Origin of the sequence: Virgibacillus sp. SK37 (assembly GCF_000725285.1) — a bacterium.
Lineage (GTDB): Bacteria > Bacillota > Bacilli > Bacillales > Amphibacillaceae > Virgibacillus_Q.
Genome location: NZ_CP007161.1, coordinates 464,937 through 481,393 on the forward strand (window position 1 = coordinate 464,937; position 16,457 = coordinate 481,393).

At 37.3% G+C, this 16,457-nt stretch carries 17 protein-coding genes; 8 read left to right on the top strand and 9 right to left on the bottom strand.

Annotation, left to right across the window (positions count from 1 at the left end; genetic code table 11):
* Positions 1-54: 54 nt before the first annotated feature.
* From X953_RS02405 to X953_RS02435, 7 genes are all read left to right on the top strand, one after another.
* Positions 55-921 (top strand): MBL fold metallo-hydrolase, encoded by an 867-nt coding sequence (locus tag X953_RS02405; RefSeq protein ID WP_040954208.1) that lies wholly within the window; start codon positions 55-57, stop codon positions 919-921.
* A gap of 87 nt (positions 922-1,008) precedes the next feature.
* Positions 1,009-1,728 carry a DsbA family oxidoreductase gene (locus X953_RS02410; RefSeq protein ID WP_040954209.1) on the top strand — a complete coding sequence of 240 codons (720 nt, stop codon included), beginning with the start codon at positions 1,009-1,011 and terminating at the stop codon, positions 1,726-1,728.
* A gap of 268 nt (positions 1,729-1,996) precedes the next feature.
* Positions 1,997-2,950 carry an ABC transporter permease gene (locus tag X953_RS02415; protein WP_040954210.1) on the top strand — a complete coding sequence of 318 codons (954 nt, stop codon included), beginning with the start codon at positions 1,997-1,999 and terminating at the stop codon, positions 2,948-2,950.
* Entirely contained in the window at positions 2,940-3,890 is a 951-nt protein-coding gene (locus X953_RS02420; protein ID WP_040954211.1) for an iron chelate uptake ABC transporter family permease subunit, read from the top strand. The genes X953_RS02415 and X953_RS02420 overlap by 11 nt, the downstream gene beginning before the upstream one ends.
* A complete protein-coding gene (locus X953_RS02425) occupies positions 3,884-4,639 on the top strand; it encodes an ABC transporter ATP-binding protein (RefSeq protein WP_040954212.1) in 756 nt (251 codons plus the stop codon). Before X953_RS02420 ends, X953_RS02425 begins: the two co-directional genes overlap by 7 nt.
* 303 nt (positions 4,640-4,942) lie before the next feature.
* Positions 4,943-5,920 carry a siderophore ABC transporter substrate-binding protein gene (locus tag X953_RS02430; protein ID WP_040954213.1) on the top strand — a complete coding sequence of 326 codons (978 nt, stop codon included), beginning with the start codon at positions 4,943-4,945 and terminating at the stop codon, positions 5,918-5,920.
* A 497-nt stretch (positions 5,921-6,417) separates the two neighbouring features.
* Positions 6,418-7,140 (top strand): SurA N-terminal domain-containing protein, encoded by a 723-nt coding sequence (locus X953_RS02435; RefSeq protein WP_040954214.1) that lies wholly within the window; start codon positions 6,418-6,420, stop codon positions 7,138-7,140.
* Positions 7,141-7,856: 716 nt separating this feature from the next.
* On the opposite strand, the gene hisC is transcribed toward X953_RS02435, so the two are convergent.
* The 9 genes from hisC to hisZ are packed head-to-tail and all read right to left on the bottom strand — an operon-like array spanning position 7,857 to position 15,413.
* Positions 7,857-8,936, bottom strand: coding sequence for a histidinol-phosphate transaminase (gene hisC, locus X953_RS02440; protein WP_040954215.1), 1,080 nt, complete (start codon positions 8,934-8,936; stop codon positions 7,857-7,859).
* Positions 8,929-9,570 (bottom strand): bifunctional phosphoribosyl-AMP cyclohydrolase/phosphoribosyl-ATP diphosphatase HisIE, encoded by a 642-nt coding sequence (hisIE, locus tag X953_RS02445; RefSeq protein ID WP_040954216.1) that lies wholly within the window; start codon positions 9,568-9,570, stop codon positions 8,929-8,931. The genes hisC and hisIE overlap by 8 nt, the downstream gene beginning before the upstream one ends.
* Positions 9,561-10,340 carry an imidazole glycerol phosphate synthase subunit HisF gene (gene hisF / locus X953_RS02450; RefSeq protein WP_040954217.1) on the bottom strand — a complete coding sequence of 260 codons (780 nt, stop codon included), beginning with the start codon at positions 10,338-10,340 and terminating at the stop codon, positions 9,561-9,563. The genes hisIE and hisF overlap by 10 nt, the downstream gene beginning before the upstream one ends.
* Positions 10,330-11,049: a 1-(5-phosphoribosyl)-5-[(5-phosphoribosylamino)methylideneamino]imidazole-4-carboxamide isomerase gene (gene hisA / locus X953_RS02455; RefSeq protein WP_040954218.1), complete on the bottom strand. Its 720-nt coding sequence runs from the start codon at positions 11,047-11,049 to the stop codon at positions 10,330-10,332. The genes hisF and hisA overlap by 11 nt, the downstream gene beginning before the upstream one ends.
* The gene (gene hisH / locus X953_RS02460) at positions 11,046-11,651 is read right to left on the bottom strand and encodes an imidazole glycerol phosphate synthase subunit HisH (protein ID WP_040954219.1); all 606 of its coding nucleotides are present in this window, start codon (positions 11,649-11,651) and stop codon (positions 11,046-11,048) included. Before hisH ends, hisA begins: the two co-directional genes overlap by 4 nt.
* A gap of 19 nt (positions 11,652-11,670) precedes the next feature.
* Positions 11,671-12,255 carry an imidazoleglycerol-phosphate dehydratase HisB gene (gene hisB / locus X953_RS02465; RefSeq protein WP_040954220.1) on the bottom strand — a complete coding sequence of 195 codons (585 nt, stop codon included), beginning with the start codon at positions 12,253-12,255 and terminating at the stop codon, positions 11,671-11,673.
* Positions 12,255-13,529: a histidinol dehydrogenase gene (gene hisD, locus X953_RS02470; RefSeq protein ID WP_040954221.1), complete on the bottom strand. Its 1,275-nt coding sequence runs from the start codon at positions 13,527-13,529 to the stop codon at positions 12,255-12,257. Before hisD ends, hisB begins: the two co-directional genes overlap by 1 nt.
* 6 nt (positions 13,530-13,535) lie before the next feature.
* Entirely contained in the window at positions 13,536-14,162 is a 627-nt protein-coding gene (gene hisG, locus X953_RS02475; RefSeq protein WP_040954222.1) for an ATP phosphoribosyltransferase, read from the bottom strand.
* Positions 14,163-15,413, bottom strand: a complete 1,251-nt coding sequence (gene hisZ, locus X953_RS02480) for an ATP phosphoribosyltransferase regulatory subunit (protein ID WP_040954223.1) — start codon at positions 15,411-15,413, stop codon at positions 14,163-14,165.
* A gap of 114 nt (positions 15,414-15,527) precedes the next feature.
* On the opposite strand from hisZ, the gene X953_RS02485 reads away from it, so the two are divergent.
* Entirely contained in the window at positions 15,528-16,325 is a 798-nt protein-coding gene (locus X953_RS02485; protein WP_040954224.1) for a histidinol-phosphatase HisJ family protein, read from the top strand.
* Positions 16,326-16,457: the final 132 nt, after the last annotated feature.

The following is a 16,457-nucleotide window of genomic DNA, read 5'->3' on the forward strand; positions in this document are numbered from 1 at the left end:
TTTTTTTGTTTCTCCAGATACTAATCTTATAATCGAATAACAAGGAGGATATTTATGGATCAAGAAAGCAATATACGTGAACATAAAAATTTCATCCCAATGACTTCAATTACCAGTGGTGGTGGTATCCAAGTTAAAAGTGATGTTTATTATTATACAGACCAAATTGCGAACTTTTGTTTTATTGGTTATCCCGAAAAAGGAGATTGGGTACTTGTAGACGCTGGTTTGCCAAATGCAGCACCTGAGATAAAATCCGTAGTAGTAGATCGTTTCGGAAGAGGAAGTAAACCATCTGCTATTATTTTGACACATGGACATTTTGACCATGTAGGTGGGTTAGCAGATTTAATTGATGAGTGGGAAGTGCCTGTATATGCACATCAATTGGAACTACCGTATTTACAAGGGCAAAAAAACTATCCCCAACCTGATACATCCGTAGAAGGGGGATTGTTAGCAAAGATTTCTTCTATTTATCCAAATGAAGCTATTAATTTAGGTGACGCTGTGCAGCCGCTACCAGATGACCATTCTGTGCCTGGGTTGGATGATTGGACTTGGATTCATACTCCTGGTCATTCACCTGGACATGTTTCCTTTTATAGAGAAAGTGATTCGTTGTTATTATCAGGAGATGCCTTTATTACAGTAAGACAGGATTCTTTTTATAAAGTGTTAATGCAACAGGAAGAAGTAAATGGTCCACCAAGATATCTGACAACAGACTGGCAAGCGGCTAAAGCTTCTGTTGAAAAACTTGCTGCATTAAAACCTGAAACGGTAATATCTGGGCACGGAATAGTTATGAAAGGCGAAAAACTTGCTGCTGGTTTGGAAAAGTTAGTGAATAATTTCGATAAAATGGCCGTACCGGATTACGGGAAATTTGTAGACGGTGAACGTCCTGATTACCATTAATCGCACTTCTTTCAAAAATGTAAGCACAATGCTTCATACGAAAACAAAAGCTGTGCTACAATGATTTACAGAAATGAGGTGTATGTATTGAAAATAGAGATTTGGTCGGACTTTGTTTGTCCTTTTTGTTATATTGGTAAGCGAAGATTTGAAAATGCATTAACTGATTTCAAGCATAATAATGAAGTTGAAGTAGAATATAAAAGTTATGAATTAGATCCAAATGCAAAGCAGCAACCTGGTAAAAGCTTTCATGAATTGTTGGCAGGGAAGTATAACATGACAGTGGAGAAAGCAAAACGTATGAATGAAGACTTAGGAAAGCAGGCAGAAGAGGTCGGACTATCTTATCATTTTGATAAGATGCAACATACCAACACGTTTGATGCTCATCGTGTCGCGAAATTCGCAGCGGAACATGGTAAAGGAAAAGAGATGACTGAACGGTTGCTTCATGCCTACTTTACTGAGGGTAAACTGATTAGTGATCACATAACACTAATTGATCTTGCTAAAGAAGTTGGTTTGAATGAGGAAGCCGTAACAGAATTACTGAAAGTGGATGATTACGCTATCCATGTCCGTGCCGATGAAGAACAAGCACGTCAAATTGGGGTGCAAGGTGTTCCATTCTTTGTATTCAATGAGAAATACGCGGTGTCTGGGGCGCAACCTTCTTCTGTTTTTACAGAAGTTCTTGAAAGAGTCTGGACAGAGGAAAATGAAGGACCAACTTTACAGTCATTAAATCCAACGAAGTCTAAAACAACCTACTGTACAGATGAGGGCTGCGAAACGGAAGAATAATTTGTTGAAAACCAATCGAATAAGTAAATTAGAAACAACCAAGTGAGAAACCTTACTCGCCTGGTTGTTTTTTTAATAAATAATTCTCATTTTGTGTTGACGGTTACTTAAATTCTGCTATACTGGTAACTGAGAACTAATTGATAATGAATCTCATTATTAATTAAACTTGGTAAAAAGTAATAATCATTATAATATAGGTTGGTCAGCAAAAGAGATATCGCGCTCAAAACCTGCAATAAAAAGTAAGATTTGGGAAGGTTCGTCTATGAAAATCCGTTACTTAGTTACAGTACTTATTATCTTATCTATTACATCTGTATTTACTGGTGTATCCAATGTATCTATACTAGATATTTTTTCTTTAACCGAAGACCAAATACAAATACTAACAGTAAGTAGACTTCCCAGACTAGTAAGTATTCTAATTGCTGGAATGAGCATGAGTATCTGTGGGTTGATTATGCAGCAGCTTAGTAAGAACAAGTTTGTCTCACCTACAACTTCTGGTACATTGGATTCTGCGAGGCTGGGGATACTTGTTTCGATGATGATCTTTACATCCGCAAGTCCTTTTCAAAAAATGGGCGTATCCTTTATTTTCGCTTTACTTGGTACGTTTATTTTTATGAAGATACTTGAAAAGGTTAAATTTAAGGATGCTATTTTCATCCCCTTAATCGGTTTGATGTTTGGTAATATCATAAGTTCTATTTCGACTTTTTTTGCTTATAAGAATGACCTGATTCAAAATTTGTCATCATGGATGCAAGGCGATTTTTCCATGATAATGAGTGGGAATTATGAGTTGATGTTCGTAAGTATACCGATTTTAGGTCTGGCATTTTTTTATGCAAATAAGTTTACTATTGCCGGGATGGGAGAAGATTTCTCCAAAAACCTTGGTTTGAATTATCGTCAAGTAGTGAATTTAGGTTTAGTTATCGTAGCACTTGTGACCGCATCAGTTGTATTGGCTGTTGGTATGATTCCATTTTTAGGGTTAATTATCCCGAACATTGTCACAATATATCAGGGTGACCACCTGAAGAAAAGTCTAATACATACAGCATTGCTCGGGGCCATATTTGTAATGGCATGTGATATTATCGGCAGGGTTATCATTTATCCATATGAAATCCCAATCAGTTTAACCGTCGGGGTGATAGGTAGTGGCGTGTTTATCTACCTATTATTAAGGAGAAAGAAATATGGATTATAAGAAAAAAACAATTATCTTAGCTATCGTAGCAGTTTTGCTAGCTTTCCTTTATATATTTTATAATCTCACGGGAAATATCGACTACATTCTGCCGAGAAGGATCATTAAAGTGGTTGCGATTATTCTCACTGGTGGGGCAATAGCTTTTGCAACAACCATATTTATGACAATTACTAATAACCGTATTTTAACACCGAGTGTAATGGGTCTGGATTCTTTATATTTATTGATCCAAACAATGATTGTATTCGTATTCGGTTCTCAATCGCTTGTCATGATGAACAGTAAAGTCAATTATCTAGTATCTATCGGTTGTATGGTCGTATTCTCCCTCATACTTTACCGGGTCCTATTCAAGGGGGAAAAGAACAATATTTATTTTCTTTTGCTAATCGGTATGATTCTCGGTACCTTCTTTGGTAGTCTGACATCGTTCATGCAGGTACTGATTGATCCAAACGAGTTTATGATAGCGCAGGACAAAATGTTTGCGAGTATTAACAATGTAAATACTGATCTCGTATATCTGTCAGTTGGATTAATAGTTCTTGTTTTCTTATACTTTATGCGCTATTTCAAGTATCTGGATGTACTGGCACTAGGCAAAGATGAGGCAATAAACTTAGGTGTTCCTTACGACCATGTAGTAAAACGATTACTTATTATCGTGGCAGTATTAATAGCCATATCTACTGCTCTCGTAGGACCAATTACCTTTTTAGGATTGCTTGTTGTCAATGTTGCTTATGAATTTTTGAAGACATTTCGACATTCCTACTTGCTGACAGGGTCCATGTTAATTAGCATAATTGCATTGCTTGGCGGTCAATTTATTGTTGAAAAGATATTCACATTTCAAACTACAATAAGTGTCATTATCAATTTCATAGGTGGAGTTTACTTCATATATCTTTTGTTAAAGGAGAATAAATCATGGTAGATATTAAAAATGTTTTTAAAGCGTATAACCAGAAAAAAGTGATTGAAGATGTTTCTGTTCATATTGAAAAAGGGAAAATCACTTCTTTTATCGGACCAAACGGAGCCGGTAAAAGTACGCTAATCTCTATGGTTAGCCGGCTTATAACAAAGGATGGTGGAGAAATCACTATCGATGGAAAAGATGTTCTCAAAACAAAAAATAATGAGATGGCAAAAAAGATTTCTATCCTCAAGCAGTCCAACTCAATTAATCTAAAGTTAACTGTTAGGGAGCTTGTTTCCTTTGGCCGCTTTCCATACTCTCAAGGAAGATTAAAAGAAGAGGATTGGCAGAAAGTTGATGAAGCAATTGACTACATGGAATTAAGAGAGATGCAGGATAAATTTCTTGATGAGTTAAGTGGTGGGCAACGCCAACGCGCTCATATTGCCATGGTTATTGCACAGGATACGGAATACATTCTACTTGATGAACCGTTAAATAATTTGGATATGCGTCATTCCGTGCAAATTATGAAAACATTGCGCAGACTGGTGGATGAATTAAATAAAACAATTGTAATTGTAATCCATGATATTAATTTTGCATCCTGTTATTCAGATAATATTGTAGCACTAAAAGATGGCAAGGTTGTTAAGCATGGCCGAGCATGTGATGTCATTGATGAATGTGTATTAAAAGATATCTATGATATGGATATTGATATTAAAAATATTGATGACAAACGAATTTGTGTTTATTTCTAATAATAGGTGAAGAGGCTCCAGAAAGAGTAATATTCTATAATTTGAGCAATAAAAAAAGCCCTTTCCATGAAAACGGTGTGCAGACCAAATTCATAAAAAGGACCCTACTATCTACTATCATACCTTATATCCATGCTTTGGTAAACATAAAAAGCCATGCTTGGAGTTTGTATAAAAATAAAATAGGAATGGCATATTTGCCAATCTGTATGATCCACGCTCATGAGATAGATTCAATAGCTCTGCTGCGCTTCATTACCGATTATTAGTATAAAAATATATAAAAAATAAGGAGTTAGAGACATGAAGAAATTTTTATTATTAGCAGTTATAGCATTTATTGCTTTATTTACTGTAGCCTGTGGCACAAGTGAAGAGGGAGACAAGACTTCCGGTTCAGATGAAGGAAGTAAAAAAGAAGAAAGCAGTGAACAACCAGAAACGATTACAGTTAAGCACGAACTTGGTGAGACAGATGTTCCTAAAAATCCTGAGAAAGTAGTTGTGTTTGATTTTGGAATGCTTGATACAATGAATAAATTAGATATCGAAGTTACTGCACTACCGAAAAAAATTATCCCTGAATATTTAAGTGAATACAATGATGAAAAATATGAAAACGTAGGTAGCTTAAAAGAACCTGATTTTGAAAAAATTGCTGAAATCGACCCTGATCTGATTATTATTTCTGGTCGTCAATCTGATGTGTATGATCAGCTGAAAGAGCTTGCACCTACTGTATACCTTGGTTTGGATGCGACACGCTATATGGATTCATTTAAAGAAAATGTAACTACTGTTGGAGAAATTTTTGGTAAAGAAGAAGAAGTGAAAACTGAATTAGAAGATATTGAAGGTTTAATAAGCTCTGTGAATGAAAAAGCACAGAAGTTGGATAAAAAGGCATTACTTCTATTAGCAAATGACGATAAGATTAGTGCTTACGGACCTAATTCTCGCTTTGGATTAATTCATGATGTATTAGGCTTGCCGGCAGCTGATGAAGGTATTGAAGCTTCCACACATGGAATGAACGTATCATTTGAATATGTTGTGGAGCAAAATCCTGATTTGTTATATGTTATCGACCGTAGTGCTGCTATCGGAGCAGAAGGTTCACCCGCCAAGCAAATGGTAGAAAATGAATTGGTAGAAAATACAACTGCGTATAAGAATGACGATATCTATTATTTAGATCCAGAGCTATGGTATCTATCCGGGGGCGGACTAATTTCCGTAAAAGAAATGATTAAAGAAGTAGAAGCAAGTCTGGAAAAATAATAATATGAAGAGCAGCTCAAAAACAGAGCTGCTCTTTTTCTATATACATGACTCTGATGTAAACGAAGGGTTAATTCATATTATGGATAAAATGCGAAGTTATTTGGTAGGGCTGCAAACTCCCGTGATATAGCTAATCCTTAAATATCTAATGCAAATCCCTTTGCTCTCCAGCCGATTAATTCATTCTCCGGCGTATTACTTCACTCTGCTGCTGATAGTCCCCGCTCTAGTTCTCATTTTCATCCAAATGCGCAGAGAATATATGGTGTACACCGCTGTAGTGATAATAGACCTTTAGCGAGTTTTTTTAAAGCCTTAGCATTTTGTGGCAAAGATGAGGAATGGGGCTCATAATTTGTTACTGAAATGTTATTAACCCCATTGAAACCAGTCACCGCCTTATGTGAAGGGAGATTCGCCTGATTTATCTACTTGAAATGTGGACATGATATATGTTTGAATGTAACTACCTACTAAAGAAAAGAGGGAATTAGATGAAGAAAATTATAATGGTGTTAGTGGCCCTAACGTTTACGATAGTATTGGCAGCATGTGGCGATAAAGAAGAAAATGCAAAAGAAGATAAAGGGCAGGAAGCAAACAAAACGGAAGAGCAAGCTCAACCTCAAGAGCAAAATGTTGAAGTAACTGAAAAAGAAAAAGTAGATGAAGGGAAACCAGTTGTCAGCATTAATGGAGAAGAAATTAAAGGAGAAACATATAATCCATTATATATGCAAATAAAAATGCAAATGGCTCAATTTGGTCAAGATGTAAGTGATGTTACTGCAGTGAAAGACCAAACACTCAATATGATTGTTGAGCAAAAGCTGATTCGTGATGATGCAAAGGATAAAGGAATGGAAGTAACAGATAAAGAAGTTCAGAAAGAATTTGACACTATTAAAGAGCAAAATGGAGACCAACTGAAAAAAGTATTAAAACAGTTTAAGATGTCGGAAGAAGATTTTAAAAATCAGCTGGCAAATGACCTCGTAACCCAAAAGTATATAGATTCTGAAATTGACGTAAAGGTAACAGACAAAGAAATTGAAGAATACTACAACAAAATTAAGGAACAAAACAAAGAAATAGGTAAACTGGAAGAAGTAAAAGAACCTATCAAATCTCAATTAAAAAAGGACAAAACATCTAAGAAGTTACAAGAGAAAGTGAAAAAACTAAAAGAAGATGCGAAAGTTGAAAAAATGATTTAATACTAAAAAGAAGCATCGGCTGATTATTGGCTGATGCTTCTTTTGGATTCTTTGATGCTAATATATATGTTGGGTATTCAATGATTCGGAAAATAGATAAACTCCGAACTAAGTTGTGGAGAATGGAATAATTCATTTTACAGAGGAAGCACCCATTGATTTGCGTTTCAGGCGGATGCTTTCACACCTCCGGGTACAAGTGCGACATCTGCTCGTTATCTCGCAGTGTCTTCTTTGCCGCCCTCCACTCCAATCAATTTGTATTGCTCATTTATTTTAATAATATATTTTTAATCTACTTAAAAAATAGACAATAGCGTAGGAAAAATACGGAGACTCCTCGAAAATGGAAGTACACATTTTCATCGTGCGATGCTAAGCTGACGAAGCCTTACTTGTTCTGGGGGAGATGAGGCATAAGTGAGACCCCCGAATGCGTTATAGGGGTTGGAAGGCTAAAGTCGCGACGTCCTGGGGCTACGAGCACTCGCCCCACCGAACCCCATTGTCGCAACGATCTCATGACCAACATCGTATTGTCCCGAGGCTCATCAGCCGCCCCTGAAAAGCGCAGTATTTTTCCGTAGCGGTGTTATATAGTCTTGTTGCATTAACAGAGAAATAAGTCTACGTTAGTTCGCATATTCCTCCAACTATGAATGAACAAAGTACGTTTGTATCAAAGCATTTCCTCAAAAATAATTTTTTAAAAAAAGTTAGTAAGATAAATCCTTTTTTGTTTCTAATATATAATCTAACTTCTTAAAGAAGGATCTCATTTGTGCATCTGTTCCAATTGTAATTCGTAAATAATTATCAATACCTGGGCTTTTGAAATATCTAATCAGAATTCCATTTTCCTTCAACCATTTATATAGATCTTCCGCTGATTCATTGTAATGGGTGACGAAAATAAAATTAGTAGAAGAGGGAAGGACACAAAACCCTCTTTTTTTCATTTCCGATGAGACCCATTCCCGAGTCTGCTTTATCTTTGTTGTTGTGTAATCGAAATAAGCAGTGTCTCTTAATGCGGCTTTTGCACCTGCAATTGCCAAGCGATCTATTGTATAAGAATTAAAAGAATCTTTTATTCTGTGTAAGCCCTCAATTAGTTGCTTGTTGCCTAACGCAAAACCTACTCTTAATCCGGCAAGTGAACGTGATTTAGAAAACGTTTGGATAACAAGTAGATTTTCATACGTATTAATGAGTGATACAGCGGATACCGAAGCGAAATCAATATATGCTTCGTCAATGATAACAACACAGTCGGGGTTATTATCCAAAATCTCCCGAATAGCTTGTGGTTCTACATAAATACTTGTGGGAGCATTCGGATTTGGGAAGATCACCCCCCCATCCGCTTGAAAAAATTTCTCGACTGGTAAGGTGAAGTCACGATTTAAGGCAACCTTTTCATATGGAATATCAAAAAGCTTTGCATAAACAGGATAGAAGCTGTAGGATACAGCGGGAAATCGTATAATTTTACCTGGGTCAAAAAAGGCCATAAATGAGAAGGCCAGTACTTCATCTGATCCGTTTCCAACAAATACTTGTTCTTTTTCCAATTGATAAGTAGCAGCAAGCTCCTCCCTAAGATCATCTACAGTCGGGGAAGGATAAAGTTGAAGGTTAGTATCTATTTCCGACTGTATTGCTTCCTTTACCTGTTGAGAAGGCGGATAAGGGTTTTCGTTTGTATTGAGCTTTATTAAATTGGAAACGTTCATTTGTTCTCCAGGGACATAGGGAGAACTTCTTTGTACAGCTTCACTCCAAAACTTACTCATCCTTACCACCTTCTTTTTGAATATGCCTTTTGTGTAATTCCTTTTTTATATCGGAGACGGGAACACCGAGTAATTCCATTAATACAAGTGTGTGATAAGTAAGATCAGCAATTTCCCATGTCACCTCTTGTTTATCATTATTTTTTGCCCCAATTATTACTTCGCTCGCTTCTTCGCCGACCTTCTTTAGAATCTTATCTATTCCTTCGTTAAATAAATACGTAGTATAGGAACCTTCTTCTGGTTTATTTCTGCGATTTTGAATGCGTGAAACTAAGTCAGGGATTACGGAGTGATTTACTTCCCCTTGCTGGTACAATGTGTTTGTAAAACAACTCTCACTACCAGTATGACATGCTGGACCCAAAGGCTCCACCTGCACTAATAAAGCATCTGCATCACAGTCAAAAGTAATTTTTTTCACTTGTTGCTTATTTCCGGATGTCTCTCCCTTGTTCCACAACTGCTGTCTTTTTCTACTGTAAAACCAAGTCTCGTTTGTTTCTATTGTTCGTTGTAATGCATCTTTGTTCATGTAGGCAAGTGTCAATACCTTACCAGTGTTTGCATTCTGCACAATAGCTGCTATTAAATCATTATCATCGAAATTTAGTTGGGCAGTGTTTATTTCCAAGGTGTCACTCTCCTTTTCCTAACAGGAACTCCATTTTCAGCTAAAAACTGCTTTAATTGGGATACTGAAATCTCGTTATAGTGAAATACCGATGCAGCAAGTGCAGCATCTGCCACATTGGGCTGCAATACGTGTTGAAAATGCTCTAGCCTACCTGCGCCTCCACTGGCTACAATCGGGATATTGACAGTTTTCGCAATTGCCTGTGTTAGGGGAAGGTTATATCCATTTTTCTCCCCATCTGTGTCAATGGCATTTATTACAATTTCGCCTGCACCAAATTCTTCTCCACGTTTTGCCCATTCCAGTGCGTCTAGACCAGTATCTATCCTTCCGCCATTAGTATACACAGTCCATTTGCCATCCTTATTTTCTTTTGCATCAATAGACAACACCACACACTGGCTGCCAAACTTCCAAGCTGCTTCCTGTATGAGCTTGGGATTGGCGACTGCAGCACTATTAATAGAAACCTTATCAGCTCCTGCACGAAGAACTTTATGGAAATCTTCTACTGCGCGGATGCCACCGCCAACTGTAAATGGAATAGCAACTTCAGCTGCTACCTGTTCTACCACATCGATAAAAATATCCCTAGTTTCATTGGAAGCTGTAATATCATAGAATACAAGCTCATCTGCCCCGTCCTCGTTGTATTTTTGAGCTAGAGAAACAGGGTCAGCCACATCTTGGATATTTTGGAACTTTTTCCCTTTAACTACTCGCCCTTTATCCACATCCAAGCAAGGAATAATTCGTTTAGCGAGCATACGGATCACCAACTAAATCTTCTAGTGATAGGCTGCCATCATACAATGCTTTACCAATAATTGCACCGTAGAGCTGCAAATCTTTCAGCCTGTTAATATCCTCTTTAGTAGTGACTCCACCTGAAGCAATTATATTAGTGGATGTTACCTTATTAATTGCTTCAAGCTCATCAAAATTTGGCCCTTGGAGCATACCATCTTTTAAAATGTCCGTATAAATAATAGTTTGAATACCAATTTCCTCTAACTCTTTTATCAGATCAACTGCCTGGACTTTACTTGTTTCTGTCCAACCATTTGTGGCAGCATAGCCATTTCTTGCATCAATGGAAACGGCTACTCTATTTCCATATTGAGTGACAGCTTCTCTTAAAAAACCTTTATCATGAATAGCGGCAGTACCAATGATCACACGCTGTACACCAGCGTTAATATAGGTTTCGATGGTGCTTAATGAACGGATGCCTCCTCCAACTTGAATTGGGACAGCAATCGTTTTTGCAATTTCTTCGATAACCGGTTTATTTATGGATTCTCCGGTTTTAGCTCCATCAAGATCCACAATGTGTATGAATTCTCCTCCAGCCTGTTGCCACTGTTCAGCTATAGAAACAGGAGAATCACTGTAAATTTTCTCTTTGTTATAGTCGCCTTGGGTAAGTCGCACACATTTCCCATCTTTTAGATCAATTGCCGGAAATAAAATCATCCAATCAACTCCTTGAAGTTTCTTAATAGCTGTACTCCTGCTTCGCCACTTTTTTCCGGGTGGAATTGCATTCCTATTACATTATCCTGCTGGACAATTGCCGGCACAATTCCTCCATAATTGGTACTGGATACTAACGTATTTTGCTGATAATCTTTAACAGCATAAGAGTGAACAAAGTAAACATATTCTTCTTCTTCTGTATCCTTTAATAATGGACTGTTCCGATGTTTTGTTAATGTGTTCCACCCCATATGTGGGACTTTGACCGTTTCATCCATTTTTTTTACATTGCCTTCAAGCAGACCAAGGCCTCCCCAGACGCCATCCTCATAGCTATTTTCATAAAATAATTGCATACCAAGGCAAATACCTAAAAGATGCTTTCCATTAGAGACCTCCTCTTTTAAAGTTGTTGCTAAACCCGACTGTTGAAGTGTGTTGATAGCATCCTTAAATGCCCCTACACCAGGGAGGATAATAGCGTCACTGTTTCTTATTTCTGTTGCATCCGTAGTGACACATGTGCGCATATCTAGCTTATTTAAAGCAAACTGCAAACTTTTAATGTTGCCAGCTCCATAATCGACGATTGCAATCATAAAGATCAAATCCTTCCTGTTAGAGTATGCCTTTTGTTGATGGTATCCCGTTAATTCTAGGATTTATTTGACTTGCCTGATCAAGCGCACGGCCAAATCCCTTGAAAATAGCTTCAATAATATGATGGGAGTTTTTCCCGTATTCGAGGTTTATATGGAGTGTTAGTTTTGCGTTACTTGCAAAAGCTTGAAAAAACTCTTCCACTAACTCCGTATCAAAGTTACCAACTTTATCTTTTAGTCCATCAACATGGTAAACAAGAAAGGAGCGCCCACTTATATCTAATGAGATAGTTGCCAAGGCTTCATCCATAGGAGAGGTAATTGCCGCATATCGTGTAATTCCTTCTTTTTTACCAAGGGAGTTGGTGAACGCCTGCCCCAATGCTATTCCAATATCTTCAACGGTATGGTGTTGATCTACCTCTAAGTCGCCATCACATTTTAATTGAAGATCGAACAATCCATGCTTGGAGAAAAGAGTGAGCATATGATCAAGGAAGCCAATGCCTGTTTGTATGTCGGAATTTCCTGTTCCATCTAGCTTAAGCTCCAGAGAGATATTCGTTTCTGTTGTGTTTCGGTCAATTTTATACGTACGCATTAACGTTTCTCCTTTCTTACTTGGATAGAATTAGCATGGGCTGTTAATCCTTCGGTATTAGCCAACTTAATAATAGAATTCGATGCTTCGTCTAAAGCATCATGAGAGTAATTGATAATACTTGAGCGTTTTACAAAATCATAAACTCCTAATGGAGAAGAGAACTTTGCAGTACCATTTGTTGGTAAAGTATGGTTTGGTCCAGCAAAATAATCACCAAGCGGCTCAGGAGAATAATTGCCAAGGAAAATTGCCCCGGCATGTTTAATTGCATGAAGACGATCCATTGGATTCTCAATCATTAATTGAAGATGTTCGGGCGCAATAGAATTAATTAACTGAAAGCCTTCGCTTAGATCATTTACTAGAATAATGCGTCCATTCAGCTCTAAGGATTGTTGAATAATATCTTTTCTTTCCAACTGTTGTACTTGTTTTTCTATTTCATTGTTAACCTTATCAGCTACTTCCTGATCTGTAGTTATGCATATAGCGGTTGCGGACTCGTCATGCTCTGCTTGTGAAAGCAGGTCAGCGGCAATAAAACTTGGTGGGGCGCTTTTATCTGCTAGAATACATATTTCACTGGGGCCGGCAATCATATCAATCGCAACATCCCCGTACACCCACTTTTTTGCCCGTGCTACATAGGCATTCCCTGGGCCTACGATTTTTGCTACCTTTTTAATTGTTTCCGTTCCATATGCTAATGCCGCTACCGCCTGGGCGCCACCTATTTTATATACTGTCTGTATCCCCAGTTCATTGGCTGCCGCAAGAACATAGGGATTAATCTTTCCATTAGGCTGTGGGGGTGTAGTGATAACTATATCCTCTACGCCAGCCAGTTGTGCAGGTATGACATTCATTAATACGGTTGATGGATAAGCAGCTTTTCCGCCTGGAATATAAACTCCGACCCTTTCCAAAGGGGTGACCTTTTGTCCGAGTAAAATGCCATCCGATTTCGTATAAAACCATGATTTTTCCTTTTGTGCTTCATGAAAGGCTTCTATGTTTTTTTTAGCCTGTTTTAAAGCAGCCAGAAAGTCATCAGTGACCAGGTCATTTGCTTCTTTAAACTCTTTCTCCGAGACATTGAGACTGTCCAAATTGACACGGTCAAAGGCTTCTGTGTAGTTGTACAATGCACGATCACCATTTCCTCTGACTTCTCGGATAATCTCTTGAACTACTTCATCAATCTGTAAATCTAGTTGCGTAGAACGTGTATTTTTTTCTTGTAAGAATGTTGTTTCATTAATCACTCTCATATAAGTTCACTCCAAGGCTTCTTTCAGCTTCTCAATAAATAACTGAATAGCAGCAGATTTTGTAGCAAAGCTCGCTTTATTTACAATTAGTCTTGTACTAATGTCTTCTACCTCTTCTAAAATAACTAAGCCGTTTTCCTTTAATGTTGTTCCAGTCTCCACAATATCTACAATGAAGTCAGCGAGGCCGATCAAAGGCGCTAACTCTACGGAGCCATTTAATTTAACGGTTTCCACTGTTTGCCTCTTTTTTTGAAAATGCTTTTTTGTGATGTTAGGGTATTTTGAAGCAATGGTAAGTGCTTGATTTGTCCCAAGCTCTGTTTTTTGCTTGCCGGCAACTACAAATTGGCATTTTCCTATTTGTAAATCTAACATTTCATATACATCAGCTTGTGCTTCCAAAATATTGTCTTTTCCAACAATGCCTAGGTCAGCTGCTCCTTTTTCCACGTAAGTTGGAACATCCACTGCTTTAACAAATAATAGTTTGATTGATTTATCGTTATTATAAAAAATTAGTTTTCTGCTATCTTCGTGGAAATCCTCAAATTCAATATTCATTTTTTCCAGTAATGCAATTGTGCTTTTGGCAGTTCGTCCTTTAGCCAAGGCTAACGTAATTGGTTCCACTTATACCCCTGCCTTTCCTGAGCTCAGAAGAGAAGTGAGTTCATCTATACTCTTGAATTCAAACTCTCCTACTTCTGTTTGCACTTGTTTTTTCTCTATTGTCATCTTAATTATTTTTGAACTTGGTTGTCGTTCATTCCCCCATTTGCTGAGGGGAAACACGATGAGCCGATAACCTTTATTACGTAGAATACATGCTGCTGATAACGCGTTTTCTTGTTGTGTTTCGTCATAGTAAAGCTGAAAAACTTCCTCTTCCACGTTTGTGACAGACAACTTATTCTGTTCATATGCTTGCAGAAGGAGATCAAAATGAAATGCAAAGCCAATTGCAGGAAGTGTTTTCCCGAATTGTTCACCAAGATGGTCGTACCTGCCACCCATAAGTATAGGTTTCCCCACATTATCTATGAACCCTTGAAAAATTATTCCTGTATAGTAATTCATATGGTTAATTAAACCTAGATTTAAAGATACAGATTCTCTGACGCCATACATATCTACCAATTTAATTACTCTACTAAGATTTTCCAATGTAGCTTGCATTTCCTCATTTGTTACATATTTTTTAGCGTGAGCGATAATCTGATTAGGGTCCCCATGTAATAAAGGGATGGCCATAATGGCATTTTTAATCTCCTCATTAAGAGAAAAACGATCCAGAAAGGGCTCGATTTCTGCCAGGTTTTTGGATTGGATAAGTGTTTGTAGTTGCTCTGTCTCTTGTTTTGAAAACGCAGCTTGCTCCATTAATTCCTTAAAATAACCAGCATGACCAATTTCTATTTTAAAGTTTGAAAAATTAAGATCTCTTAAGGTGTGAATAGCTAGCATAATAACTTCCGCATCCACTTCAGGTGGGTTTTCTCCAAGACATTCGATCCCAGCTTGTGTATGCTCCTTCTGCCTGCTTTCATCATTTGCTTGACGAAAGACATCCAAAACATAGAAATACCGGAGATTACCAACAGCTGTGTTTCCCTCCAATGCAGCCATACGCGCAATAGGGGTGGTAACATCTGGCCGTAGTACAAGCACTTGTCCTGTTGAATCAATAACCTTGATCATATCATCCGTTTTTACCGTCCCACTAACAAGGGAATACATATCATAATCCTCAAAAGCCGGGGTACGTACTTGATTATATCCATAGGTAGTAAAGCGATTTTTAAGTTTTGTTATAAGCTCTTCTCTAACCAGAAAATCTTCCATGCTATTTCTGATGTTGGCAGGATAAACATAAGGTTTCATAATTGCAGCTTCCTCCACTTCATTACTTTATCGCTTTATTACTTTATCTAAATAAAGTTATATAGTATTCTAATAATTAATAACTAAAATGTCAACCTAAGGGAGAGAAATAGTATGTTTGATTTTCATATTCATAGTAATTTTTCAGCAGATTGTGAGACGCCAATGGAGAAAACAATCGAACAGGCAATAAAATCAGGTATTAGAGAAATCGCATTTACAGAGCATATTGATTATGAATATCCTGATTCCTCCATTGTATTTGATTTTAACCAAGTCGATTATGATAAAAAAATAAAAGAAATGCAGATAATATATGCAGACAGGATTAAAATAAAAAAGGGGATAGAAATTGGGGTTCAGCCTCATTTACTTGAAAGATATAATGCACTAATAAGGCGCAATAGTTATGACTTCATCATTTGTTCGATGCACACTGCTGATAGGAAAGATTTACATTCAGGAGCATTTTTTAAAGACAGGACCATTGAGGAAGCTTATCAGCTGTATTATGAGGAATTGCTTTATTGTGTAAAAAATTATACGCAGTATAGTGTACTTGGACACCTTGATTTGGTGAAACGTTATACGAAGGGAAAGAGTAAGCAGAGTTTCCATGAAATTATTCGTGAGGTTTTTCGCATTATTGTTTTAGAAGGTAAAGGAATTGAGTTAAACAGCTCAGGGATTCGGTACGGACTTGAAAGTGGGATGCCTAGCCCAGACATCTTACAATTATATAAAGATTGTGGTGGAGAAATTATAACGATTGGTTCCGATTCTCATGTAGAAAACACGGTCGGGTATGGATTAAAAGAAGGATTGCAGCTTTTAGAGTCGATAGGTTTTGAATATGTAGCTACATTCACTAACCAAGTGCCTGAATTTCATCGAATTGACAAATTGATATAGCTTAATTCATATTTTTAGAGCTTAGCACAAATTAAGTTGAATTTTGGCAGCAGAATGTCTATCATCGGTGCCCACTTGGGAAAATGTTCGGATATTTGTGGGTGGGTAGCATGTTTAAAATGATATACTAAA